We start from the raw sequence: 24183 nt of genomic DNA, 5'->3' as shown, positions 1-24183 counted from the left end.
GGAAATCTTAACTCCAATTCGGCTTCAATAACATTTGCGAGCCTGGGTGCCGGCACTTATTCACTTGAAATTGAAGGTGGCGATTGTTCATCATCGGTTAGCACTTCCAACTTTACAGTTAACACCGGAACTTGCCCTGGCGGACCGACACTCGGCACGGTTAGCAACATTACCTCAACTGCCCTGCGTTTTCAATTCGATGGAAATGGTGTTCCAAACATTACTTGGAGGATTAAATCCGGCGGAACAACTGTTCGCAACGGTAAGACGGCCGCGCTGACTTCTTCGATCGTAAACATCTCTTACGAAGCGATCGGCGCTGGAAATTATACATTGGAAATTGAAGGCGGTGATTGTTCTTCTTCGGTGAGCTCTAAAACGTTCGCGGTTGGCCAGGCTAACTGCCCGGGCGGACCAACCATTTCAGCCATTAAAAACATTTCCAAAAGCGGATTGACGGTTGATTTTAGCGGATCCGGCGTTTCTACGCTGACGTGGAGGATCAAGCAAGGCGGAACGACATTAGCAAATGGAAAAACAGGTGCCCTGACCTCCAATTCAGCATCGATCACATTCGCAGCATTGGCAGTGGGCACTTACTCGCTGGAAATTGAAGGCGGTGACTGCGTTTCAACTGTAAGCACTTCGAATTTCAATGTTACGCTTCCAAATTGCAGTGGCGGCCCTACGATCACAACGATCACAAATGCTTCCGCGGTTGGTTTGACGGTTAATTTTAACGGAACAAACATTCCTAACCTTACATGGAGGCTGAAAAAGGCAGGTAATACAGTAGCAAACGGAAAAACAGGCACGCTGACTTCCAATAGTGCAGTAATTGCCTTCCCTGCCCAGACAATCGGAAATTACACGCTGGAAATCGAAGGTGGTGACTGCGTTTCGTCTGTGAGTTCAAAAACATTTGATATTACCACAACAGACAACCGTCTTCCATGCGAACTTGGTCCTGAATTGAAATCGATTTATAACCAATCAGAAACAGAATTGACATTCAACTTCCATGGTAACAACGTCGCAAGCATTGATTGGAAGATCATGAGAGGAAGTACAATGATGAGATCTGCAAGGGTAAATCTGACCAGTGACCGTCCAAGGATCACTTACGCAAGACTTGACAAAGGAAACTACACATTGCAAATAGAAGGTGGTTCTTGTAAATCTGCGGTTCAGACAATGGGCTTCAGTGTTGGCGATCCGCTTCCTATTAAGATTGCAAGGTTCGATGCTTCGGTTGAGGAAGAAGGCGTGGCGCTTTCATGGAATGTAACAGACGAAAAAGATGGTAAGGGTTTCGAGGTTATCCGTTACGATAGCCAGTTGAAATCAGCCAATGTAATCGGAACATTGCCACTGTCTGACAAGCGCATAGGTGACTACAAGTTCCTTGACAAAACACCGCTTTTCGGAAATAACTACTACCAGCTGAAAATGATCGACGAAGACGGAACATTCTCGTCAAGCCGTATTATCACAGTTCGTTATGAAGCGATCAGCCGGGCGATCCTAGCGCCTAACCCGGTGAGAGATTATATCCATGTTGAGTTTGTTTCAAAATCAGCCGGAAGAGGTAAAGTTGAAACTTATAACATGAGCGGAATAAAACTGAATACGATCGAACAGGATATCGTTGAAGGAAAAAATAAACTTCCGCTGAACGTAACGGGACTAAACGACGGACATTATTTTCTGAAAGTCTACTACGGCGATCAGGAAATGAACCTGAGATTCTTCAAAGTGCGTTAAGAATAGAGATTGTAAAAAAAGGGATGTGGCAGCGAGCCACATCCCTTTTTTTATGCCTTTACCGCCAATGCTTTCTGAACTGCCGGGGCAACAACGGTTCCGAACAGCTCAATGGCATGCAGGTTTTTCTCATGCGAAAGCTCGTTGCTGCCAACGGTCTGCGCGAGATATCTGGTATTTCCGAAGAGCTCGTGCAGCCTCAGGATCTTGTCAATGATCTCCTGCGGACTTCCTACCATCAGCGGGCCATACTGCCGGTTATGTTCAAATTGATCGCGCGTCATGGGTGACCAGCCCCGCTCCCGTCCTACCCGGTTCATCAAAAGCTGATAAGGAGGAAAAAATTCGTCAGCTGCTTGCTGAGACGTATCTGCAACATAAAAATGCGTGTTAATTGCCAGTTTCAACTGGCTGACATCGTGCCCTGCTTCTCTGGCTGCATTCCGGTGCAGCTCTGCAAATTGCACAAACCGGTCTGGCGGCCCGCCCAGGATGGCAAGCGTCATCGGCAAATTGAGCTTCCCAGCACGGATCGCCGACCCCGGCGTGCCACCCACCCCGATCCAGATTGGTAAAGCTGGCTGGTATGCCCTTGGATATACACCCAGATTGTCTATGCCAGCGCGGTGCTTGCCTTGCCAGCTTACTTTTTCACTTTTGTTTATCTTTAAAAGCAGGTCCAGCTTTTCTGCAAAAAGTGTGTTATAATCGTTCAGGTTATAGCCAAATAAGGGGAACGATTCGATGAAGGAGCCGCGTCCCGCCAGGATCTCCGCACGACCGCTGGAAATGAGGTCAAGTGTCGCAAAGTTTTGATAAACCCGCACAGGATCCGCTGAGCTCAGCACGGTTACTGCGCTGGAAAGCCTGATTTTTTTGGTCATTGCCGCCGCCGCCGCCAGGATTACTTCCGGCGCGGAAATCAGGAAATCAGGTCGGTGGTGCTCGCCTAATGCGAAGACGTCCAGACCGACTTCGTCTGCCAATTTAATTTCTTCCAGCAATTTCTGCATTCTGATATGGGCATTTACTGCTCCTCCGGCAACGCCGTCCGGTGTAATGTCACCGAATGAACTAATTCCTAATTCCATTTTTACGTAGATTTCTATTGATAATGGGTCTTATGAATGAAATCATGTATTCCCACAATGAGTTCACAAATCGGCTGTAAAAAATCTTTCCCGGCAGTGTCCAATTCTGCGAAACTCATTTGTAGTGAGCATATAAATTATATATCATTAACTATTAATTGAAAAACAACATGGAAGAGTACATTGTAATCATGCGGTTGGACTTACTTACACAAGAAGCCCAGCCCTCGCCCGAGCAAATGGAAGGTTATATGAAGCAATATCACGACTGGGTCGGTGGCATTGCAGCACAGAACAAGTTCAGCGGCGGGAAAGGCCTGGCCGTTGAAGGAAAGGTGCTCAAACCCAATGATGTGATTACGGACGGGCCTTTTGTGGAAATCAAGGAATCTGTTGCGGGCTTTATCATCATCAAAGCGGCAAGCCTCGAAGAAGCGGTTGAAATGGCGCAGTCATGCCCGATCCTGAAAGGCGAAGGCAACAGCGTCGAAGTCCGTAAAATTATATCTGTGCACGAAAGCTGAAACGATGTCAGAGCACGCAACGATCATCCCCCATTTGTTCAGAACAGAATACCGGAAAATCGTGTCGGTGCTATGCAGGCATTTTGGGTTTCGTGAACTTGAAATTGCAGAGGACATCGCAAGTGAAACGTTCCTGGTGGCTATGCAAGCCTGGGGATTAGAAGGCCTCCCGCCCAATCCGGCGGGATGGCTTTACACTACGGCTAAAAACAAAGCAAAAAATTATCTGCAGCGAGAGTCTGTCTTTCAGGATAAAATTTCAAAAGGATTACAAAACAATGATCGTCAGGACATTGGTGAAGAAATAGACCTTTCATTACAAAACATCAACGATAGCCAGCTCCAAATGATGTTTGCGATTTGCCATCCAGCCATTTCCCGTGAAGCACAGATCGGACTTTCGCTTCGTATTCTTTGCGGGTTTGGCATTGAGGAAATTGCAACCGCTTTCATGACCACTAGAGAGGTGATAAACAAGCGGCTTTTCAGGGCAAAAGATAAGCTGCGCGAGGAACAAGTACAGATTGAGCTCCCGCCAGCTGCCGAAATCGATGCCAGGTTAGAACAAGTCCTTACGACGATTTACCTGCTTTTTAATGAAGGTTATTATTCAGTCAGTCAAAATCATACATTGAAAAAAGAGCTTTGCCTGGAAGCCATGCGGCTCTGCACGATGTTAATTGAGAATCCGGAAACTAACAAACCGCAAGTCAATGCGCTGCTGGCATTGATGTGTTTCCACGCATCGCGATTTGACGCAAGAACCAATGCTGATGGTGCCATCATTCTTTACGACGAACAAGATTCCAGCCTCTGGAACACAGACCTGATCAGTAAAGGTGGATATTTCCTGAATATGGCCGCGCAGGGAAATAAATTATCCAGGTATCATCTCGAAGCCGGCATCGCCGCATGGCATACGCAACAGTATGACAGTCCCGAAAAATGGGAAGCGATTTTACACCTTTACAATCAATTATTACAAAGAGAATATTCCCCTGTCGCAGCACTCAACCGCACATACGCCGTTGCAAAAGTCAAAGGAAAACAGGCAGCAATTGCGGAGGCGGAAAAACTCAATTTACCCGAAAACCGCTTCTATCATTCCTTGCTGGGAGAACTCTATGGCGGGTTGGATGATGAGAAAGCGAACGTGCACTGGCAAACGGCCTTATCATTGACAAAAACCGACGCTGACAAAGAAGCGATCCGCAGAAAACTGAAAAAATAGATTGTCGCAAAGCACCCTGCTATTCGTCGTAATTACACTGCGTCCGTCGGTAAAATATGCGGTAGGTTTGTATCAACAAAAACAAACTTTAATCATCAAACCTTTACTGTCATGAAAACGACCCGTATTATTTTCTGGATTTCAACAACATTGATCTTCTTGTTCGAAGGCGTAATGCCTGCACTGACATCACAAACCGAAATGGCGCGTGAAGGAATCAGGCATTTAGGTTACCCGGAATATTTTGGCCCAATGATAACCGCCTTCAAAGTGGCAGGTTCACTGGCCATCATGTTACCAAAAGTGCCCGCAAGATTAAAAGAATGGGCATATGCAGGATTTGTCTTCGACTTTCTTTGTGCCAGCATCAGCAACACCGTAGTGGACGGATTTAGCTTCAACTCCGTGTTCCCCTTGATCGTTTTGGCCGTTTTAATGGTGTCATATTACACTTATCACAAACTTCAAGCCGCGCAAAACCCGACACACGCTTATTAATGCGTGACATTTCCGGGGATTTCTAAAATAGAGAGGATCGCTCCTCTCTATTTTATTTTGTAAAAGGACAATAATGTGAACACAAAAGACGCGATCGAGCAGAAAGTGCGGATCGCGTGAAATTTGTTCCAGGGCTGCTCAAACAATTTACGTTTCTGCGCAATCTCGTTTGCTGTTGCACCGCCAATATCGAAACCGGCCAGTGCGTCGTTCAGCGGCACATTACCCATGACCGTCAATCCGAAAACACCGACCATGTAAATCACGGTTGCGGTCAGCAGCATTTTAAATTGAAATACATGCTGTCCCGAATAACTAAGCCAGGTTGCGAGCACAAGCACGATGATGGAACCCATGAATGATATGAAAAATATCGGGTTCAGAATGGCTTTGTTAATCTCCTGCATCGCCCGCAGATACTCCACGTCAGCAAGCTTCCCTAATCCCAGGTTAACCGAGCAGGAATAGGAATAGAACAGGCCTGCCGAAAGTCCGGTTAGCAGGGCAGTAATGACCAGGCTTACAAAATAAAAATCATTCATCGTACTTTTAGGTTGGATGTTAGCATGTTGGTTCATGTCGCAATTTTTGAAAATTATACCTCAAAAATATGCGCATCCAATTCCTGAAAATAGAACAAATCCGGCAGCTGTTCTGCCACCGGCTTCTATCGGCGGATGATCGATTTTACAATATTCTTGGCAGTGGGGATTATTTTTCGTCTGAAATCCCTGAATCTGTATTTCCGCTCCCTGATTCCAGCGACCAGTGCTGTTTTGGAATCCAGTGAAGCATTTGTCCCGTAATTTTCGATGAGGTATTTCAATGCATTTTTCTCACTCAGGACGTAATTATCGCGGTTTGAATAAGCCATGATCCCCTGCCCGATGGGGTTAAACGAAGAATGTTTGGCATACTCTTCCAAAGACAAATGTGTGAACTTATGTCCCTGGTTCACCATTTGATGAAACCAGCCCGTCCCCAGGTCCGCAGTGAATTCCCAGTTTCCGCCAAAGCATCCATTATTGCCCAGCGGTAATGTCGTTTTACGATACGTTTCAACATTGATCAGGCAGGCATATTCATTCAGGCGACATTCGGGAAGTGGATGGATACGGCCAGAATGCAGGATTTCGAGGTCACGTTTTTGTCTGGGCGTGTCATATTGCTCGTGCAAAGCGATAGCTTCTTCCGCACTTGGAATGTATTTCATAAAGGCATTGCCACCACATAATTTTGCTTTGGCAGCAGGGCAAGACCAGCATTGCCCGATTGATCCGGTGCCAGCCATATTTTCATCCTCGAATAATGGGAGCATATCGCCGATCATGTCTTTATGAAATACCATATCATTATGCATGATAAAAAGCCATTTCATTTGCGCATGTTCGAGGGCATATTGGTAAGGAACGGTCCAGCGATAATCCGCGTCATTTTTCACGCGGTCGTAATCCAGTATTTCGAGATTATAGAACGATTTTGGATAATAGAGATGGATCGGAACAACCGGCTCAATGGCCTTGATTACCTTAAAAACGTCACCGTAATGCCCAAAAGGCTGCTTATCTTCTACGGTAATGTAAACCGAATTGATGTATTGTCCACTGACTTTGAGCAGCGATAAAATGGAAATGATCGTTTGATACGGCTTCCCGTAGTAGATGACGTTGACATCAACTTTTTTCATTTTGTGGTGATCGGATTGTTATTAATTCTTTTCAAAAGTAGTAATCTGATAGCAAATAAGGCGTTTTAAACAAAAAAATGATGTCGTGATGGACCTGGGAATACTAACTGGCGGTGTAAGCAATTCGTAAACACCCACTTGCGGTTCTGCTGTCAAAAAACGCTTAAAAAACATTTCCACGGTCTTGCGGCGTGTTATTTAAATTGTACTTTTGCAAAATCCTCGGCCAGGTGGTGGAATTGGTAGACACGCTACTTTGAGGGGGTAGTGCCTTCGGGTATGGGAGTTCGACTCTCCTCCTGGTCACAACCTGCGCTGCAATCCGGCGCAGGTTTTTTTGTGATATTCCTTTTGAAAAATTAGCCTATATTTACCCTTAATTGAACGCCCCCTGATTTTTTTAAAGTTTGAAGGACTACCATTACATGAAAGCGATTGCTCTCTTTGGAATTACTGGGCTGGTTTCTGCTTGCCTGTCCCTCTGCAATGCACAGTGCCTGGAAAAGGTCAGCCGATCTACCAATAAGAAGGAATATTATCAGATCGTTCAGCTTGTTGGCAAAAAGGAATTTTTGTCGCTTTCAAGAATTGGAGAGGAGAAGATCTTCACTTATCACAACGAAGAAGTAGAACTCATCTTCCATGTGCAAATGTTCACGGAAATAAGGTTCACGACCAAAGACGAGACTTTTTCACTTTTCACAACCACATCCGACCGCAATTTCTGGAACAAATCATTTATGTTATCTTCCCCGGTTACTCCTCAGGAACTGGAAAAAATGAAAGGCACCATAAAAATTGAGATCATTCTTCCTGAGGAACGAAAAATCTACACATTCGGGTCAAAAAGTAATGTAATCCTAAACAAAGCATTGGCTTGTGTGCTTTGACCGTCAAATAGACTATTGATTATCAGATATAAAACAACTCCTTGTTTAACTTATCAACAATAAAATTAAAGTCGTCCGGATTTGAGGCGAAATCCATTTGATTCACATCAATTTCTATGATCTTCCCGTGGTCATAATGCTTTACAAAATCTTCATAATAATGGTTGAGGGAGGTCAGATATTCCGTTGAAATATCCGCTTCAAATTCTCTGCCCCGCTTTTTGATCTGGGAAACAAGTTTAGGAATGTCGGCTTTAAGGTAAATAAGCAGATCGGGCTGTGAGACGGTCCGGATGATGGATTCGAAAAGCAAAAGGTAAGTCTGGTAATCACGCTCCGTCATTACGCCCGACTCATGAAGGTTCCTTGCAAAAATGAAAGCGTCCTCATAAATGGTCCTGTCCTGAATGATGGTGGCGTAAGTTGTTTCGCGGATCTTCTGGACCTGTGCAAACCGGTTATTGAGAAAATAAATTTGCAGATTAAAGGCCCAGCGGTCCATATCCTGATAAAAATCAGCCAGATACGGATTCCCTTCCACTGCTTCGTACATCACGTCCCATTTGAAATATTCCCCCAGCATCTGGGTCAATGTTGTCTTGCCGGCACCGATGTTGCCGATGATCGCGATGTGCATAATGTGAAAATGTAATGATTAGGAATGCGTTGAGTGGGGTAAAAATATAGAAATCATTTTAATAGTTTGCTGTTCACAAAGTCCAATTCTCGGATTTTCGTTAAAGTGCGTTTCTTCGTATATTTGCAGCTGATTTGGAGGAGGGAACTGCGTGGAAGATCTTCTTTTCTCTGTTGGAATACATCAAATAAATGCAATAATGAAGCCTTTCAAGGTAATTTTATATTATTACTATGCGCCCATCGAGGACACGGAAACGTATCGCGATGAGCATCATTTGTTCTGCGTTCAGCACAATCTTTTGGGCAGGATTATCATTGCGCCGGAAGGTCTGAACGGAACCGTTTCGGGCACGCCGGAAGACTGCGAAGCATATATGAACTATGTGCGTTCCGACAGCCGGTTTAAAGATGTTCAGTTCAAAGTGGAAGAGCATGACAAAATTGCTTTTCAAAAACTGCACGTGCGGGTTAAGGATGAGATCGTAAACTCGGATTTGGGCGTCGATCCGCTGGTTCGCACCGGAAAGCATTTAGAACCCGCTGAATTTAAGCAGATTATAAATGATCCAAATGTTGTGCTGGTCGATATGCGTTCTGATTATGAGCATGAATTGGGCAAATTCAAAGGCGCGATCACATTTGACATGCACAACCTGCGCGAGTTGCCCGATCACATTCACGAGATTGAGCATTTGAAGGACAAAAAGATCGTAACCTATTGCACGGGAGGCATAAAATGCGAAAAAGCAAGCGCTTATCTGCTAGAACAGGGCTTCCAGGATGTGTATCAGCTGCACGGCGGCATTATCCGTTACGGGCTGGAAGAAGGCGGTGAGAATTTCGATGGCAAATGCTATGTTTTCGACAACCGCATTGCCGTTGAAGTAAATAAAATCAATCCGACCGTTATTTCCCGTTGTTACATCTGCGACGAACCGTGCGACCGCATGATCAACTGCGCGAATGCAGAATGCAACACGCACGTGCCGGTTTGTCACAAATGCGGAGAGGAAATGGAGGGCGCGTGTTCACCAGAATGCAAGGCCCATCCGGACAAGCGCACCTATGACGGAACCGGTTATTATGTAAGCAACAGCAACCATTACCACCCATTACAGGGCCTGAAAAGTCAGAAAAAGAATATTAAGAAAATGAAACTGGCGCAAAGAACTGAACCGGCTCAATAAGTCAGTTCAGTTCCTTTTCCAGGATATAATCGTTCATCCAGTAAGGGCCGATCGGGATGTCTTCCTCGCCGGTAACGACAAAGCCCATTTTCTCATAAAAGCCCTTCGCTTTATTGTATCGATTGACATTTAAAATCAATTTTTTCCCCCCAATTGATTTTACGTATTTTTCCGTTTCGGCCAGCAGATATTTCCCCGCTCCTGTGCCCTGCGTTGAAGGAAGTACATATATTTTGTGTAACTTAAACTTTTCCGGCCCTTCCCCGGAGAAGGATGCAAAGCCTTCTGGCTTATTGCCATTCATTAGAATCAGGAAGTAGTGCTGCTCAACGGTAAACTGACGTAAAAGAGATTCTGGAGAATATATTTTTTCAAACATAAAGTCGATCTGCTCTTTGGTAAGTATGTCACCATAAGTGGGTTCCCAGGTTTTTTCCTGGATCGCAATGATCGCGGGAATGTCCGCTACTGTTGCATGCTTGATTGAGAATGATGGCATAATGCTTATTTTTGGCGTTTTACTGTTGCAAATAAATCTTTTTTCAACCTAAAAACCACATAGCTTCATCGGCTGGCCAGGGGAATGGCCCCTCCAAAAAGGCATGCTGATAAGTAGAATTATATGAAACCCCTTATTTTAGTTACTAATGACGACGGAATCACATCCAAAGGGATCCGGACACTGGTAGAAGTGATGCAAACCATTGGAGAAGTGATTGTTGTAGCGCCGAACAGCCCGCAATCCGGAATGGGACACGCGATTACCATAGGAGAACCGTTAAGACTTTATTCCACACATATTTTTGAAGGAGTTGTTGAATATGAATGTTCAGGAACGCCTGCTGATTGCGTAAAACTGGCTAAAAATTATGTTTTACAAGATCGCAAACCGGACCTGGTTGTGAGCGGCATTAACCACGGAAGCAACAGTTCCATCAGCGTCCTATATTCCGGGACCATGTCGGCTGCCATCGAAGCTGCCATTGAAGGCATCCCGGCGATTGGATTTTCGTTGACAGATTACAGAGAAGACGCCGATTTCGATCACGCAATTCCATTTATCAAGTCTATTACCGAAGAAGCGCTCAAAAACGGCATACCAAACGGCATTGCATTAAATGTTAACATTCCGGAGAAGACTGATTTGCCTTTGAAGGGCGTTAAAGTTTGCAGACAGGCACACGCCAAATGGCAGGAAAAGTTCGACTATCGCGTCGATCCGAACGGAAGAGGTTACCTGTGGATGGCGGGAGAATTCATCAATTTTGATACTGAAAAAGAAGATACCGATGTCTGGGCGCTGGATAACAATTATATTTCTGTTGTCCCGTGTCAATATGATCTGACAGCGTATGAGGCAGTAAAGCAGCTTTCGACCTGGGATTTATAATTTTAAAATTCAGCTATGGCATTAGTAGGGAGTTTATTAAAAAAAGGAATTCATATCAGCAACATCGTTGCTAACCGCAGAAAAGCAAGTCTTCACATTCAGCAAAAAAAGACGCTGGCGAAACTGCTTGCCAAAGCGCGCTATACCGAGTTTGGAGAAAAATACAATTTCGACGATCTGCTTTCCTCGATCTTGTTCAATGAGAAGGGTGCTTACTACGAATTATACAAGAAAACTGTCCCTGTTTACGACTATAACAAGATTTTCAACGAGTGGTGGCATCGTTCGCTTGAAGGAGAAAAAGACATTTGCTGGCCTGGCCAGATCAAATACTATGCATTAAGTTCTGGCACTTCCGAGGCTGCTACCAAGCACATTCCGGTGACCAAGGCCATGTCGCGTGCGATCCAAAAGACCAGCATCCGGCAGATTCTTTCGCTCGGACATTACAAGGACCTTCCCAATGATCTCTACGAAAAGGGCTTCCTGATGCTCGGCGGCAGTACAAATCTGAATAATCAGGACAAACATTTTGAAGGCGATCTGAGCGGCATTACGGCTAAGCAAATCCCCTATTGGTTCAGGCCCTATTACAAACCGGGTGAAAAGATCGCGGCGCAAAAAGATTGGGGATTGAAACTGGAAGAGATCACCAAGCAGGCGCACGAATGGGACATTGGATTCATAGTGGGCGTTCCTGCGTGGATCCAGCTTCTTATGGAGAAGATCATTGCGCATTATAAGGTGAACAGCATTCACGATATCTGGCCCAATTTGCAGGTTTTTGCGCACGGCGGTGTTTCTTTTGAGCCTTACAGAAAAGGTTTTGAAAAACTGCTTGCGCGGCCGCTGATCTACATTAACACTTACCTCGCTTCCGAAGGATTTATCGCCTACCAAACCCGCCCCGGGGCACAAGGCATGGAGCTGGTTTGTGACAACGGCATTTTCTTTGAATTTATCCCCTTTAATGAAAAGAATTTTGATTCCGAAGGCACATTACTGCCCGATCCTGAGACACTGATGGTCGATCAGGTGGAAGAAGGAAAGGAATACGCATTGCTGCTGTCGACCTGCGCCGGGTCGTGGCGTTATCTGATTGGGGACACGGTGAAGTTTGTTGATAAATCCAAAGGTGAAATCGTTATTACCGGCCGCACGAAGCATTATTTAAGTCTGTGTGGTGAACACCTTTCGGTTGATAATATGAACAAGGCGGTGGACCTGGTTTCTGATGAGATGGGGTTAACGGTGAAAGAATTCACGGTCTGCGGCATTGAGTACGGTTCCATGTTCGCACATCACTGGTATGTGGGTGTGGAAGAAACGGACGTAAATGCAGAAGAGCTGAAAACAAGGCTGGATGCCAAACTTGCAGAACTGAACGATGATTACGCTGTTGAAAGGCGTCACGCGTTAAAGGAAGTATTTGTAACGGTTTTGCCAAACAAAGCTTTTTATGACTGGATGAATTCCAAAGGCAAAATGGGCGGTCAGCACAAATTCCCGCGCGTATTCAAGAATTTTCTGATGGACGACTGGAAGGGATTTTTGGAAAAGAATGGCTATATTAAGGAGGAGCCGTCACATTAACTCAGGAAATTGACATAAGCAATCTGACAGGCGATCAGGATGAAAACGACGCCTGTCACTTTATTAAATATTGTGACCACTCTCGGCGTAAAGATGCGTTTCAATTTGTGTGCAAATACTGCAATGCCACATTCTACCAGGAACACGGCCACTACACTAGCTCCGAAAAACATCAGCACCTGGTGATAATTGTAATGCAAGTTGGTGCGGATGTATGATGCAATGGTTACCCAACTAATAAAATTCACTGGATTAAGCCCGTTCAGCAAAAAACCCGTTGTGAAATAATACAGCAGGTTACCAAGGCTGGTTTTAGGATAAGCGATTTTCGGTTGCCCTTTCACGATGTTTGTCAGCCCAAGTGCTATCAGAAAAAACACACCTGCACCAGCCATCCACTTTTTGAAATCAGGGATATCGGGAAGCAGTGCAGTTCCGTAAATGGCGAAGAAAACAAATACTATGTCGCATACGAGTACGCCTAAGGCGATTTTAACACCCGTTTTATAACCATTGTCAACACTATTCTGAACCAATGAAAAAAACACAGTTCCGAAAGTGAGGCATAATGCTATTCCCGTAAGCGTGCCATACAAGAGCGATTCCAGCATATCAGATCCCTTTCAGTCTGGCGGTCATCAAGATGGCGCATACTGATAGCGAATCGGTTATCTCGGAACGCATGCACATGTCAACGGCTTCCTGCAATGTCACTTTACGCACTTGCAGGTCCTCCGTATCCTCCGGTTCGGCATCCATTTGGGTCAGATCTTCGGCGATAAAAAGAAAACCTTCTTCATTCGTGGCAGAATTAGAAGTATGAATGCGGCCCAGTTTCGTCCATTTGCCGGCAACCAAACCTGTTTCCTCTTTCAATTCACGTTTTGCAGCATCCAGCGGATCTGCTTCCAACGCACCGCCACCCTCAGGAATTTCCCAGGAATATTCATCGATTGCATAACGATACTGCCCTACCAGATAGATGTTCCCATCTGCATCCAACGGAATGATGCCAATGGCCTGATTCTTAAATTTTACCAGCCCATATATGCCCTTATTTCCCGACGGGTTGATCACATCGCGATGGCTCAGTTCGAGCCATGCATTTTCGTAGACAGTTTCGGTCGAAAGTGTTTTCCAATTATTTTCTGTGGTTATAACCCGCATTTTCTTAGTATTTTTGGCCTCTGAATTTCAAATCGCAAATGCAAATAAACCAAAATAAGCTTAAACAACGTCTCATATTGCTGTCTTTTATAGCCAGCATTCTACTGACGGGTTTGAAATTCTTCGCTTATTATCTCACTTCTTCGAACGCCATCCTGAGCGACGCGCTCGAATCGATTATTAATGTTATAGCGAGCGGATTTGCGTTTTACAGCATATATCTTTCCGCGCAACCCAAAGACCGGAACCATCCCTATGGTCATGGAAAAATCGAGTTTTTCTCCGCTGGTTTCGAAGGCGCACTGATCATTATCGCTTCGCTTTTTGTCATTATAGAAGCAGTAAAAAGGATCATGGATCCGGCGCCGATCCAAAACCTTTTGCAGGGCTCGGGTTTCATTCTCTTTACGATCCTTGTCAATACAGCCATTGGATATAAACTTCTGGTGGAAGGCAAAAAGGCCAATTCCCTCGCGCTCGTAGCCGACGGACGGCATTTAATGACGGATAGCATCAGCAGTTTAGTATTGATTTTCAGTGTTGGGCTTATCATGCTCACAGGTTATGTGTGGATCGACAGCGTTGCTTCACTGTTGTTTGGTATTTTTCTGGCTTACAATGGTTTTCTGCTTGTGAGCAAATCCGTTGCCGGCTTAATGGACGCCGTGGATGATGCTTTGCTGGAAAAGGTGGTAAATACTTTAACGCTGAATAAAAAGACCGAATGGATTGACGTGCACAATCTGCGCGTGCAGCAATACGGCTCAGATCTTCACATTGATTGCCATTTAACGCTCCCCTATTATTGGGAACTGCAAAAAGTGCATGAAACAATTCATAATTTTGAAAATATCCTGAAAGACAGTCATACGGGAGAAACGGAAATTTTCGTTCATGCAGACCCGTGCCTTTATCAATGCTGCTATTTTTGCCGGATCGCGGATTGTCCCGTTCGCCAGCATGCATTTATCAAGGACATTGACTGGAACGCGGCCAGTCTCGTGAAAAACGAGAAGCTGTATAATGAAGCAAGAATTCACATTCCTTAATAAACATAAATCTAAATTCTAACCAAAATGTACGTTTCACGTCGTGATTTTCTTAAAAAAGCTGGTGCTACCGCCTTTGCAGCAACCGCTTTTTCCGACCTCCTGATGGCAGATCCTGCCAAAAAACTATGGTTTGACATTTCCCTTGCAGAATGGTCTTTGCATAAATCACTTTTCAAAAAGGAACTGACCAACCTCGATTTCCCTGCATTGGCTAAAAAAGAGTTCGGCATTTCGATTGTAGAATACGTTAACCAGTTCTTCAAAGATAAAGCAGAAGACAAAACGTATCTGAATGATCTGATAAAAAGACAAAAGGACAACGGTGTTACCGCTCACCTCATCATGATCGACGGCGAAGGCGGTTTGGGAGAACTGGATGCTGCGGTTCGTAACAAAGCCGTTGAAAATCATTACAAATGGGTTGAGGCTGCAAAATATTTGGGTTGCAAAACCATCCGCGTGAATGCATTCGGAAAAGGAAGTTTCGAAGAAATCGCAAAATCTGCGGTTGAAGGACTGGGTAAGCTGGGCGAATTTGCTGCCAAAACGGGCATTAACGTAATCGTTGAAAACCACGGCGGATCTTCATCCAACGGTCAATGGTTATCAGGCGTTATGAAGCAGGTTAATCTGAAAAATGTGGGTACATTGCCAGATTTCGGCAACTTCTGCATTACCAGAAAAGACGGCGGCTGCGCAGAATCGTACGACAGATATCAGGGAACAAAAGAATTGATGCCTTTCGCAAAAGGTGTAAGCGCCAAAACTTACGATTTCGACGAAAAAGGAAACTGCATTGAAACAGACTACACAAAAATCCTCAAAATCGTAAAAGACGCAGGCTTCAAAGGCATTGCCGGGATCGAGTATGAAGGAAGCAAGCTTTCTGAATTTGATGGGATTAAGGCGACGAAAGCGTTGCTGGAACGCGTTGGGCCTACGGTTTAGCTCCTTTTGCCCCCCAACCCCCTAAAGGGGGGCTTTCGTTGCTGCTGGTGAAATGACAAAAGAGGACTCCGCATATGTGCAAAGTCCTCTTTTTTTATACCAAATGTAAAGCCCCCCTTTAGGGGGTTGGGGGCAAAAACAAGTAAGCGCCCTCCCAGGGGCTGGGACAAAATCCGCCGAAACCTACATCCCCAAATAACTCAAAAACTCTTTCTTAGTAATCTCCTCCTGAAACTTCCCGCCGTAAAAAGCCGTCACGGTGGAACTCCCCGAATCACGTATTCCACGTGACTGAACGCACATATGTTGCGCATCGATCACCACTGCAACATCCTCGGTTTGCAATGCTTCTTTCAGCTCGTTGGCGATTTGCACGGTGAGTCTTTCCTGCACCTGCGGACGCTTAGCAAAATATTCTACGATCCGGTTCAGTTTAGACAGACCGATTACTTTTCCGCTGGAAATGTAGGCAACGTGGGCTTTTCCGTAAATGGGCACGAAATGGTGCTCGCAATTGGAAAAAACCGAAATATCTTTTTCGACCAGCATCTGGTCGTATTTGTATTTATTTTCAAAAAGCGTAACCGCTGGTTTGTTTTTCGGGTCAAGTCCGCTGAAAACCTCGGTAATGAACATTTTAGCAACACGTTTAGGCGTGCCTTTCAAACTGTCATCAGTCAGATCGAGACCCATGATTTCCATAATATGGCGGAAATGTTTTTCAATCAGCTCCATTTTAAGATCATCCTCCATCGCGAAAGCATCTTTGCGCATTGGAGTTTCGATCGAAGAAAATACATGATCGTTCCCAATTTCCTCAACCTCAACCATTTCAGTCGACTGGATATTCGACGAAGTTCCGTTCTGTTTCATATAATCTGACTTTCAGGTCAAGGCCTGAATCAATTTTTGGTCTTAATATTGAATATATAACGATCGCGATATTTTCCGCGGAGGGGTTGAGGGACTTGAATTCTTCTACGTCCAGGTTCAGGTTTTTATGATCGAAACGATCGAGTACAGATTCCTTTAAAATGGAACTTAACACTTTCATATCCAAGACATAACCCGTTTCAGGATCAACTTCCCCTGTCACCTGCACGATCAGCTCGTAATTATGCCCGTGAAAATTGGGGTTATTGCATTTGCCAAACACGTTCTCATTCTTTTCATCCGACCATTCCGGATTGTGAAGACGATGAGCCGCATTGAAATGTTCCTTTCGAAACACCGCCACCTTTTGCGCCATATTATAATTCACTTAAAATACGATTTGCTTTAAATGTCGTTACAAAGTATGTGTCCAACACATTTAAAGCCTTCGAGCCTGGACGTAGTGCTCTTTTGGAGTTACTTGTTTTGGGTTAACGCTTTACAAATCCAATTTGTTCATTTTTTCCAACATTCATCATTACATGTAGGATTTCCTTTTGCCGGGAATTAATAAAAAAAATTAAAAAATACGGTTATTGAATGTAAATTGCGATCTTGGAAACCATTGCGCCCCAGGCCGGTTTGCTGCATTCTGAACCTTTAACTGGACAACTTCATGAATAGACGCGATTTTATTCAACAAGCCACAATGGCCGGACCCGCCATCGGGATATTGCCGTCACTGTACTCCAACGAAGCAAAAGTAGCTGATAAAGTACGGCTTGGGTTTATTGGTGTAGGGCTCCGGGGCCGTAACCATCTTGAACAGGCGCTTTTTCGTCAGGATGTAGAGGTGAATGCGATCTGCGACATTGATCCTGCTGCCATCAATTTTTCTCTTGAACAAATTAAGAAATCCGGAAGAAAGGCGCCGGCCGTTTATGGCAAAGGCGACGAAGATTTTCTGAACCTTGTAAAACGCGATGATCTGGACGGCATATTGATCGCAACGCCCTGGCATTGGCACGTGCCTATGACATTGGCAGCCATGAGGGCTGGTAAATATGCCGCGGTGGAAGTTTCGGCAACCGTAACCTTGAAAGAATCGTGGGACCTGGTGGACACTTTCGAAAAAACCGGTTCACATTGCATGATCCTTGAAAATGTTTGTTACCGCCGGGATGTGATGGCCATATTGAAGATGGTTCGTGAAGGAATGTTTGGCGAAATGACTTATGCACATTGCGGTTACCAGCACGATCTGCGATCGGTAAAGCTTAATGACGGCAAAAGCAATGGTGGCGTCGGCGTAGAATTTGGAGAAAAAGGTTTTTCGGAAGCGAAGTGGCGCACCCAGCATTCAGTTGATCGGAACGGCGACATTTATCCAACACACGGACTTGGCCCGGTTGCACACTGGCTGGACATCAACCGCGGCAATAAATTTTCGTACCTTACTTCAACCGCCACAAAATCAAGGGGTTTACATAAATATATTGTTGATCACGCCGGTAAGGATCACCCGAATGCGAAAGTAAATTTTAAGCTCGGCGACATTGTAACGACGGTTATTCAGTGCCATTATGGCGAAAACATCGTGCTTGTGCATGACACCAACTCGCCACGCCCCTACTCGCTCGCTTTCCGTGCGCAGGGAACAAACGGAATCTGGATGAACGACGGACACAGCATATATATAGAAGGTGTTTCACCAAAAGAGCACACCGCGGAACCTGACAAAGCATATCTGGACAAAAACGATCATCCGTTATGGGCAAAATACGCGAAAGACGCGGAAAGTGCCGGACATGGTGGCATTGATTATTTTGTATTGAGAGGCTTTATCGAATCAATCAAAAGAAAAACAGCACCACCGATTGACGTATACGACGCAGCCACGTGGAGCGCGATTAGTCCATTATCCGAAATGTCCATTGCAAAAGGAAGCGCGCCGGTCGAAATTCCTGACTTCACCAGAGGCAAATGGAAAACCAACAAGCGTATTTTTGGCCTTAATGACGAGTATTAACCTGAATTTTTCATTTTTAACCTATATAACTCTGACCAATTAAACCTAGATGAGCAAAAAGAACAGTTACCTGGGCCCTCTATTTATTATCGGCGTATTATTTTTCGTGATGGGGTTCATCACTTGGGTAAACGGAACGCTAATTACCTTTTTCAAAAAAGCTTTCTCCCTCGACAACACCAGTTCCTATCTGGTAACATTCGCCTTTTTCATTTCCTACACGATCATGGCGATCCCCTGTTCTTATGTTGTAAAAAAGACAGGTTTCAAAAACGGAATGTCGCTGGCTCTGCTCGTAATGGCTGCCGGAACTTTAATCTTCATTCCTGCCGCTGAAATGGCTTCTTATCCTGTGTTTTTGGTGGGATTATTTACAATAGGAATTGGCTTAACTGTATTACAAACGGCCTCAAATCCCTACGCTACATTACTCGGGCCACGGGAAAGCGCTGCTCAGCGGATCAGTGTCATGGGGATTGCTAATAAAGGTGCAGGAATTATCAGCCAGATCGTTATCGGAAAATTACTGCTGGCAGGTGCTACTGCTACGGACCCTAAGGAAGAGCTTGATAAAGTGGTTGTTCCTTATCTTATTCTAACTGGCATTCTGGTTGTGCTCGCTATCGTGATCCGGCTTTCAAAAGGATTAGTAGAAGTGAGCGAAGAGGAGGAAGAAACGTCGTCAATCAGCCCGGTTACGACGCAAAAAACTTCTGTTTTTCAATATCCTAATCTCGTTCTGGGCGTTGCAGCATTGTTTTGTTATGTGGGTGTGGAAGTCATTGCAGCGGACACGATCATCAGTTATGGCGTTTCACTGGGCATCCCGGAGGAAGAAGCAAGGGTTTTTGGCGCTTATACATTGGGCGGCATGATGTTCGGTTACGTGCTGGGGATTGTGTTGATTCCGAAATTTGTATCCCAACAGGCTTACATGATCTTCTCGGCGGTGCTCGGACTTGTCGTTACCGTTATAGCGATCTTTACCACAGGCTTCACATCCGTTATGTGCATTGCTGTCCTGGGTTTTGCAAATGCGGTTATCTGGCCGGCATTGTGGCCTTTGGCGCTGAGCGGTCTGGGTAAGTTTACCAAAATCGCGTCTGCACTATTGGTAATGGGTATTTCAGGAGGCGCTGTTTTGCCATTGGTTTATGGCGGCATCGCGGACTCCATTGGCAGCACACAGCAGGCTTACTGGATCATGGTCCCATTGTATTTATTTATACTATTTTTCGGTCTAGTTGGCCATAAAAAGAAAAGCTGGTAGTTCATGAGGATTTCGACCCCGGGCCGTATTTGTTTATTTGGTGAACATCAGGATTATCTTGGATTACCTGTTATTGCAGCAGCGATCTCCCGCAGGATCAGCATCGACGGACATTACCGCGATGACAATAAAATTATCCTGCACTTGCCTGATCTGGGACTAAAAGAGGCATTCTCCCTTAATGATACATTTCCATATGTGGTGCAGCGGGATTACTTCCGCAGCACCATTAATATTTTAAAGCGGAAAGGTTTAACTTTTTCAAAAGGCTTTGAGTGCGTTATCCAGGGCAATATTCCGATTAATTCGGGAACGTCAAGTTCTTCGGCGCTGATCGTGTCCTGGGCGCATTTCCTTGATAAAATGAGTGATAGCCCGGTTGGTTTTTCACAAAAAGAATTGGGTGAGATTGCCAACGCAGCCGAAGTGCTCGAATTTGGTGAACCAGGCGGCATGATGGACCATTATTCTACGGCCATCGGCAATGTTATTTATCTGGAATCAACACCCATTATTCACGTTGAGGCGCTGACGCCAACTCTGGGAACATTCGTCCTAGGCGATTCTTTGGAGCCAAAAGACACATTGGGAATCCTCGCGCGGTGTCGATATGGAATGGAAGATGTGATCAAAAAAGTAACAGGTTACGATCCTGAGTTTTCCATTTTTACAACGCCTTTTGAGAAAGCAAACGAATACAAAGCGCAGCTTACCGACGATGAACTGAGCCTGTTAAAAGCAAATCTGGAAGATCGCGACATTCTTATTGAAGGTAAAGTATTGTTAACGCAAAGTGTGAATAGTCCTGTTGATGAGGTGTTTGACAAACATTTTGGCGGACTTTTGTATAAACACTACAAAAACCTGCGCGACCACAAAAGAACTTCAACACCTAAAATTGATCGCATGATGAATGCTGCATTATCCGCTGGCGCATTAGGCGGCAAGATCAACGGCTCCGGCGGCGGCGGTTGCATGTTTGTGTACGCACCTACCAAGGCCGAAGAAGTGGCCGAAGCAATTGAGAAAGAAGGCGGAAAGAGCTACATTATCACCGTCGATTCAGGAACGCGCATCGAAAACTGAGGGATTAAAATGCACGATTGTAATTCCGATTGTGTTTTTGTTTTAAGACCTTTGCCAATAATAATAACAACTCCATGGCAGTAGTTACAGCTTCTGAAAAAACGACAAATCTTTACTGTCCCTCACTGACAGCATATAACAGGCGAAAAACAATCACTATCAATATCGGCGACCTGCCTATGGGTTCCGATTATCCTATTCGCGTGCAGTCGATGACCACGGTGGATACGATGGATACGCAGGGATCTATCGATGAAGTGATCCGCATGGTGGATTCCGGCTGCGAATATGTTCGCATTACCGCTCCCAGTGTGAAGGAAGCCCAAAATCTTGAAAACATCCGCAATGGTTTACGCAAAGTTGGAATTAATGTTCCGCTTATTGCTGATATCCATTTCACGCCCAACGCCGCCGAACTGGCCGCCAGGATCGTTGAAAAAGTGCGGATTAATCCCGGAAACTACGCTGACCGCAAGCGTTTCGAGATCATTGACTACACCGATGCTTCCTATGCTGCGGAACTGGAAAGAATTCGCGAAAAGTTCATCCCGCTAGTGCGCATATGCAAGGAATATGGCACAGCCATGCGGATTGGAACAAACCACGGCTCGCTCTCTGACCGGATTTTAAGCCGTTATGGTGACACGCCGCTGGGAATGGTGGAATCTGCGCTGGAATTTTTGCGGATCTGCGAAGAGTTCAATTATTTTAACATTGCGCTTTCGATGAAATCCAGCAACACGCAAGTGATGGTGGAAGCTTATCGTTTGCTTGTGCAGCGTTTGGATGAAGAAGGATTAAAGCCTTACCCGCTGCATTTGGGCGTTACCGAAGCCGGGGAAGCGGAAGATGGACGGATCAAATCGGCCGTCGGAATCGGCACGCTGCTCGAAGATGGTTTGGGCGATACAGTGCGCGTTTCCCTAACCGAAGCGCCTGAAAAAGAAGCGCCTGTGGCCCGTGCATTAATTCAGCGTTATGCCAACAGGACGCCGCATGATTTCATCGAGCCTGCTGAATTTTGCCCTATTAATCCATTTCGATACACACGGAGAGATACAAAGGAAGTTTATAACATTGGACACTTGAATGTGCCGCGTGTTATTGCAGATTATTCCAATATAGAAGTCACCCAGCTGGATGACCTGAAAAGCATCGGACATTTCTTTTTGCCTGTGCCTGATAAGTGGGCAATGAATGACCAGGGAGCTGATTTTATATATTCAGGCAAGAAGCCAGTGCCTTTCATGCTGCCCAATGGCTTGCGTGAAATCATGGATTTTGAACAATGGCTCACGCATTCTGATGCTGTTAACAAATTCCCGCTGTTTGAGGCGGAAGAATGGATTGCAATCGATAAAACGAGTGTTTCCAGGCAACTGAATTTTATCAAAGGAACAATTCATTCGCTTAACGATTCACTATTAGAAGACATCAGATCAGCGAACAATCTTGTTTTGCTGCTGCATACCGACAATGCACATGCGATGCCCGAGCTTCGGCGGTTCCTTTATAAACTGGTTGAGAAGGCTATCAAAACTCCCGTCGTTGTTCAGCGCGATTACTCGGCAGATCTTGGCGACGAGCTTACATTATATTCAGCTACGGACATCGGCGGCTTGCTCGTGGATGGCTTTGGAGACGGCGTATTGTTGCAGCCAATATTTTCTGCGCAAGCGATTCATGCCGATAAACTGAAATCTGCCGCCGCGTTCAACAGCATTGCATTCGGCATTTTACAGGCAGCCAGAACCAGAATGTCGAAGACGGAATACATTTCCTGCCCTTCCTGCGGGCGAACGCTCTTCGACTTACAGGAAACAACAGCCATGATCCGCAAACACACCGAACATTTGAAAGGAGTGAAAATTGGCATTATGGGCTGCATTGTTAACGGCCCGGGCGAAATGGCCGATGCTGATTACGGATATGTGGGAATGGGCAAGGATAAAATTGCGTTGTATCGCGGTCAGGAAGTTATCAAAAGATCGGTTACTGCGGCAAAAGCTGTGGAAGAATTGATTGGGCTTATTCGGGAAGACGGCCGTTGGATCGAGCCGGACGAAAGGGAAATATTGGTTTAGCAGGGTTGGTAAAGACAGAAATCCATATAATTTTATGAAAAGATACTTTCAGTTAGGCGACGTATTCGGTTATTTCTTCCGCGTCTTCAAAAAAAGGGACCCTAATGCCCCGGATTCCTTTAACCTGCGCATGATGCATGGGATCAACAAAATCTCCATCGTCATGTTCCTGATTTGCGTTATCATTATGATCGTTAGAGCATTGACAAGATGAATCTAGAATCGCTGAGAGATTATTGCCTGACTCTGCCGGGCGTAACCGAAGAACTGCCATTCGGGCCTGATACACTCGTATTTAAAGTGAAAGGCAAAGTATTCCTGCTCACGCCGATGGACTCAGCCGCGCATCAGTTCAATGCAAAATGCGACCCCGAAAAAGCAGAAGAGCTAAGAGAAAAATATCCGGACGTAAAGCCCGGATATCATATGAATAAGAAACACTGGAACACGGTTTACGTAACCGGCAACATTCCAAGTGAGACATTGTTCGGCTGGGTGAAAGACTCTTATGATCTTATTGTGAAGAGTCTGCCGAAGAAGGACCAGGGGTCCCTCGGCTAAGCTCGGGATGACGAGTCTTGAACCGGTTAGTTTGTCAATTTTAACGTCGTGCCAGCACTTCGACTCCGCTCAGTGTGACAGGTGCAAGTGCTCAACGTCTTGCTAGCCCTTCGACCGCCCGGCGGCCGAGTCCGCTCAGTGTGACAAACGCGCCTAGACTGCCATACCAGCCCTAACATAACGCCCTGTCAGTCTGAGCGGAGCCGAAGACACTACCCGAAAGCCCGAGCGGACCGCAACGCCTTATTTCGCAGCCTTCATCTCCTCATCCAGCTTCTTACTCAACGTCTCACAAACACCTTCAATGGCGTCTGCCATTACATTATCATTAGTTGCAGTCAGCAAGGTGTCTGCGATCCCGCTCATGAGTTCGATATAAAAGCGTTTCATTTCAAAAACTTCCATATCCTTTGTCCAGAGGTCGATTTTCAATGTGCCCCGGTGGTAATGGTCCCAAACGGCAATGGCGATGGCGCGGGTGTCATTAATGCCTTCGTTAGGGTTATCCGTAGCATTCCAAAAAATCTTTTCCGGTATGTTCTTGTCGTCGAGTTCAACGGTAAAATGTATTTCCGATTTTTTCATATGAGGTGTTAATATTTAGACAAAAGTAACCAAT

26 protein-coding genes and 1 tRNA gene are annotated in these 24183 nt (G+C 45.3%); 17 read left to right on the top strand and 10 right to left on the bottom strand.

Annotated features, from left to right (window positions below; translation table 11 throughout):
- The coding region (locus tag B5X68_RS19980) for a T9SS type A sorting domain-containing protein (protein ID WP_082216526.1) at nt 1–1764 on the top strand (1764 nt) is incomplete at its 5' end.
- Between the two features lie 50 nt (nt 1765–1814).
- Here the strand turns inward: B5X68_RS19980 and B5X68_RS19975 are convergent.
- Nucleotides 1815–2855: an LLM class flavin-dependent oxidoreductase gene (locus B5X68_RS19975; RefSeq protein ID WP_082216525.1), complete on the bottom strand. Its 1041-nt coding sequence runs from the start codon at nt 2853–2855 to the stop codon at nt 1815–1817.
- A gap of 170 nt (nt 2856–3025) precedes the next feature.
- On the opposite strand from B5X68_RS19975, the gene B5X68_RS19970 reads away from it, so the two are divergent.
- The 3 genes from B5X68_RS19970 to B5X68_RS19960 all read left to right on the top strand — a co-directional run bounded on the left by B5X68_RS19970 (nt 3026) and on the right by B5X68_RS19960 (nt 5108).
- Nucleotides 3026–3379 (top strand): YciI family protein, encoded by a 354-nt coding sequence (locus B5X68_RS19970; protein WP_082216524.1) that lies wholly within the window; start codon nt 3026–3028, stop codon nt 3377–3379.
- A 4-nt stretch (nt 3380–3383) separates the two neighbouring features.
- Nucleotides 3384–4610, top strand: a complete 1227-nt coding sequence (locus B5X68_RS19965) for an RNA polymerase sigma factor (protein WP_082216523.1) — start codon at nt 3384–3386, stop codon at nt 4608–4610.
- Nucleotides 4611–4721: 111 nt separating this feature from the next.
- On the top strand, nt 4722–5108 hold the full coding sequence (locus B5X68_RS19960; RefSeq protein ID WP_082216522.1) for a DoxX family protein: 387 nt from the start codon (nt 4722–4724) through the stop codon (nt 5106–5108).
- A 47-nt stretch (nt 5109–5155) separates the two neighbouring features.
- On the opposite strand, the gene B5X68_RS19955 is transcribed toward B5X68_RS19960, so the two are convergent.
- Together B5X68_RS19955 and B5X68_RS19950 are read right to left on the bottom strand one after the other, a co-directional pair.
- Nucleotides 5156–5650 (bottom strand): anthrone oxygenase family protein, encoded by a 495-nt coding sequence (locus B5X68_RS19955; protein WP_082216561.1) that lies wholly within the window; start codon nt 5648–5650, stop codon nt 5156–5158.
- A 125-nt stretch (nt 5651–5775) separates the two neighbouring features.
- The gene (locus tag B5X68_RS19950) at nt 5776–6795 is read right to left on the bottom strand and encodes a hypothetical protein (protein ID WP_082216521.1); all 1020 of its coding nucleotides are present in this window, start codon (nt 6793–6795) and stop codon (nt 5776–5778) included.
- A gap of 224 nt (nt 6796–7019) precedes the next feature.
- On the opposite strand from B5X68_RS19950, the gene B5X68_RS19945 reads away from it, so the two are divergent.
- Both B5X68_RS19945 and B5X68_RS19940 read left to right on the top strand, forming a co-directional pair.
- Nucleotides 7020–7101: transfer RNA gene (locus B5X68_RS19945), tRNA-Leu, on the top strand.
- Between the two features lie 119 nt (nt 7102–7220).
- Nucleotides 7221–7685 (top strand): hypothetical protein, encoded by a 465-nt coding sequence (locus tag B5X68_RS19940; RefSeq protein WP_082216520.1) that lies wholly within the window; start codon nt 7221–7223, stop codon nt 7683–7685.
- 22 nt (nt 7686–7707) lie between these two features.
- Here the strand turns inward: B5X68_RS19940 and B5X68_RS19935 are convergent, their stop codons facing one another.
- On the bottom strand, nt 7708–8322 hold the full coding sequence (locus tag B5X68_RS19935) for a deoxynucleoside kinase (protein ID WP_082216519.1): 615 nt from the start codon (nt 8320–8322) through the stop codon (nt 7708–7710).
- A 199-nt stretch (nt 8323–8521) separates the two neighbouring features.
- Between B5X68_RS19935 and trhO the strand changes: the two genes are divergently transcribed.
- Nucleotides 8522–9511: an oxygen-dependent tRNA uridine(34) hydroxylase TrhO gene (gene trhO / locus B5X68_RS19930; protein WP_082216518.1), complete on the top strand. Its 990-nt coding sequence runs from the start codon at nt 8522–8524 to the stop codon at nt 9509–9511.
- 1 nt (nt 9512) lies between these two features.
- Here trhO and B5X68_RS19925 read toward each other — a convergent pair whose 3' ends face one another.
- Complete coding sequence (locus tag B5X68_RS19925; protein ID WP_082216517.1) at nt 9513–10010, bottom strand: GNAT family N-acetyltransferase; 498 nt, start codon at nt 10008–10010, stop codon at nt 9513–9515.
- Nucleotides 10011–10133: 123 nt separating this feature from the next.
- Between B5X68_RS19925 and surE the strand changes: the two genes are divergently transcribed.
- On the top strand, nt 10134–10901 hold the full coding sequence (gene surE, locus B5X68_RS19920) for a 5'/3'-nucleotidase SurE (RefSeq protein ID WP_082216516.1): 768 nt from the start codon (nt 10134–10136) through the stop codon (nt 10899–10901).
- A 15-nt stretch (nt 10902–10916) separates the two neighbouring features.
- A complete protein-coding gene (locus tag B5X68_RS19915) occupies nt 10917–12494 on the top strand; it encodes a GH3 family acyl-acid amido synthetase (protein ID WP_082216515.1) in 1578 nt (525 codons plus the stop codon).
- Here B5X68_RS19915 and B5X68_RS19910 read toward each other — a convergent pair.
- The gene (locus B5X68_RS19910) at nt 12491–13105 is read right to left on the bottom strand and encodes a LysE family translocator (RefSeq protein WP_082216514.1); all 615 of its coding nucleotides are present in this window, start codon (nt 13103–13105) and stop codon (nt 12491–12493) included. The genes B5X68_RS19915 and B5X68_RS19910 overlap by 4 nt on opposite strands.
- Before the next feature lies 1 nt (nt 13106).
- Nucleotides 13107–13661 (bottom strand): NUDIX domain-containing protein, encoded by a 555-nt coding sequence (locus tag B5X68_RS19905; RefSeq protein WP_082216513.1) that lies wholly within the window; start codon nt 13659–13661, stop codon nt 13107–13109.
- A 38-nt stretch (nt 13662–13699) separates the two neighbouring features.
- On the opposite strand from B5X68_RS19905, the gene B5X68_RS19900 reads away from it, so the two are divergent.
- Together B5X68_RS19900 and B5X68_RS19895 are read left to right on the top strand one after the other, a co-directional pair.
- On the top strand, nt 13700–14710 hold the full coding sequence (locus tag B5X68_RS19900) for a cation diffusion facilitator family transporter (protein WP_082216512.1): 1011 nt from the start codon (nt 13700–13702) through the stop codon (nt 14708–14710).
- A 27-nt stretch (nt 14711–14737) separates the two neighbouring features.
- Nucleotides 14738–15661, top strand: a complete 924-nt coding sequence (locus tag B5X68_RS19895) for a sugar phosphate isomerase/epimerase family protein (protein ID WP_082216511.1) — start codon at nt 14738–14740, stop codon at nt 15659–15661.
- Between the two features lie 183 nt (nt 15662–15844).
- Here the strand turns inward: B5X68_RS19895 and folE are convergent, their stop codons facing one another.
- Nucleotides 15845–16534 (bottom strand): GTP cyclohydrolase I FolE, encoded by a 690-nt coding sequence (gene folE / locus B5X68_RS19890; protein ID WP_082216510.1) that lies wholly within the window; start codon nt 16532–16534, stop codon nt 15845–15847.
- Nucleotides 16494–16910, bottom strand: a complete 417-nt coding sequence (locus B5X68_RS19885; protein ID WP_082216509.1) for a 6-pyruvoyl trahydropterin synthase family protein — start codon at nt 16908–16910, stop codon at nt 16494–16496. Before B5X68_RS19885 ends, folE begins: the two co-directional genes overlap by 41 nt.
- Before the next feature lie 333 nt (nt 16911–17243).
- On the opposite strand from B5X68_RS19885, the gene B5X68_RS19880 reads away from it, so the two are divergent.
- The 6 genes from B5X68_RS19880 (at nt 17244) to B5X68_RS19855 (ending at nt 23564) form a co-directional block, all read left to right on the top strand.
- A complete protein-coding gene (locus B5X68_RS19880) occupies nt 17244–18563 on the top strand; it encodes a Gfo/Idh/MocA family protein (protein WP_374754823.1) in 1320 nt (439 codons plus the stop codon).
- Between the two features lie 49 nt (nt 18564–18612).
- Entirely contained in the window at nt 18613–19833 is a 1221-nt protein-coding gene (locus B5X68_RS19875) for a sugar MFS transporter (RefSeq protein WP_082216507.1), read from the top strand.
- Between the two features lie 3 nt (nt 19834–19836).
- On the top strand, nt 19837–20919 hold the full coding sequence (locus B5X68_RS19870) for a GHMP family kinase ATP-binding protein (protein ID WP_082216506.1): 1083 nt from the start codon (nt 19837–19839) through the stop codon (nt 20917–20919).
- A 74-nt stretch (nt 20920–20993) separates the two neighbouring features.
- Nucleotides 20994–23003, top strand: coding sequence for a (E)-4-hydroxy-3-methylbut-2-enyl-diphosphate synthase (gene ispG, locus B5X68_RS19865; RefSeq protein WP_082216505.1), 2010 nt, complete (start codon nt 20994–20996; stop codon nt 23001–23003).
- 34 nt (nt 23004–23037) lie between these two features.
- Nucleotides 23038–23217: a DUF6728 family protein gene (locus B5X68_RS19860; RefSeq protein WP_082216504.1), complete on the top strand. Its 180-nt coding sequence runs from the start codon at nt 23038–23040 to the stop codon at nt 23215–23217.
- Entirely contained in the window at nt 23214–23564 is a 351-nt protein-coding gene (locus tag B5X68_RS19855; RefSeq protein WP_082216503.1) for an MmcQ/YjbR family DNA-binding protein, read from the top strand. Before B5X68_RS19860 ends, B5X68_RS19855 begins: the two co-directional genes overlap by 4 nt.
- A gap of 243 nt (nt 23565–23807) precedes the next feature.
- Here the strand turns inward: B5X68_RS19855 and gldC are convergent, their stop codons facing one another.
- Nucleotides 23808–24149, bottom strand: a complete 342-nt coding sequence (gldC, locus tag B5X68_RS19850; protein WP_082216502.1) for a gliding motility protein GldC — start codon at nt 24147–24149, stop codon at nt 23808–23810.
- Between the last annotated feature and the right edge of the window lie 34 nt (nt 24150–24183).

Source organism: Dyadobacter psychrophilus, assembly GCF_900167945.1.
Classification (GTDB): Bacteria; Bacteroidota; Bacteroidia; order Cytophagales; family Spirosomataceae; genus Dyadobacter; species Dyadobacter psychrophilus.
Note: the sequence above shows the minus strand (reverse complement) of the source record. Positions and strands in the feature narration are given on the sequence as shown.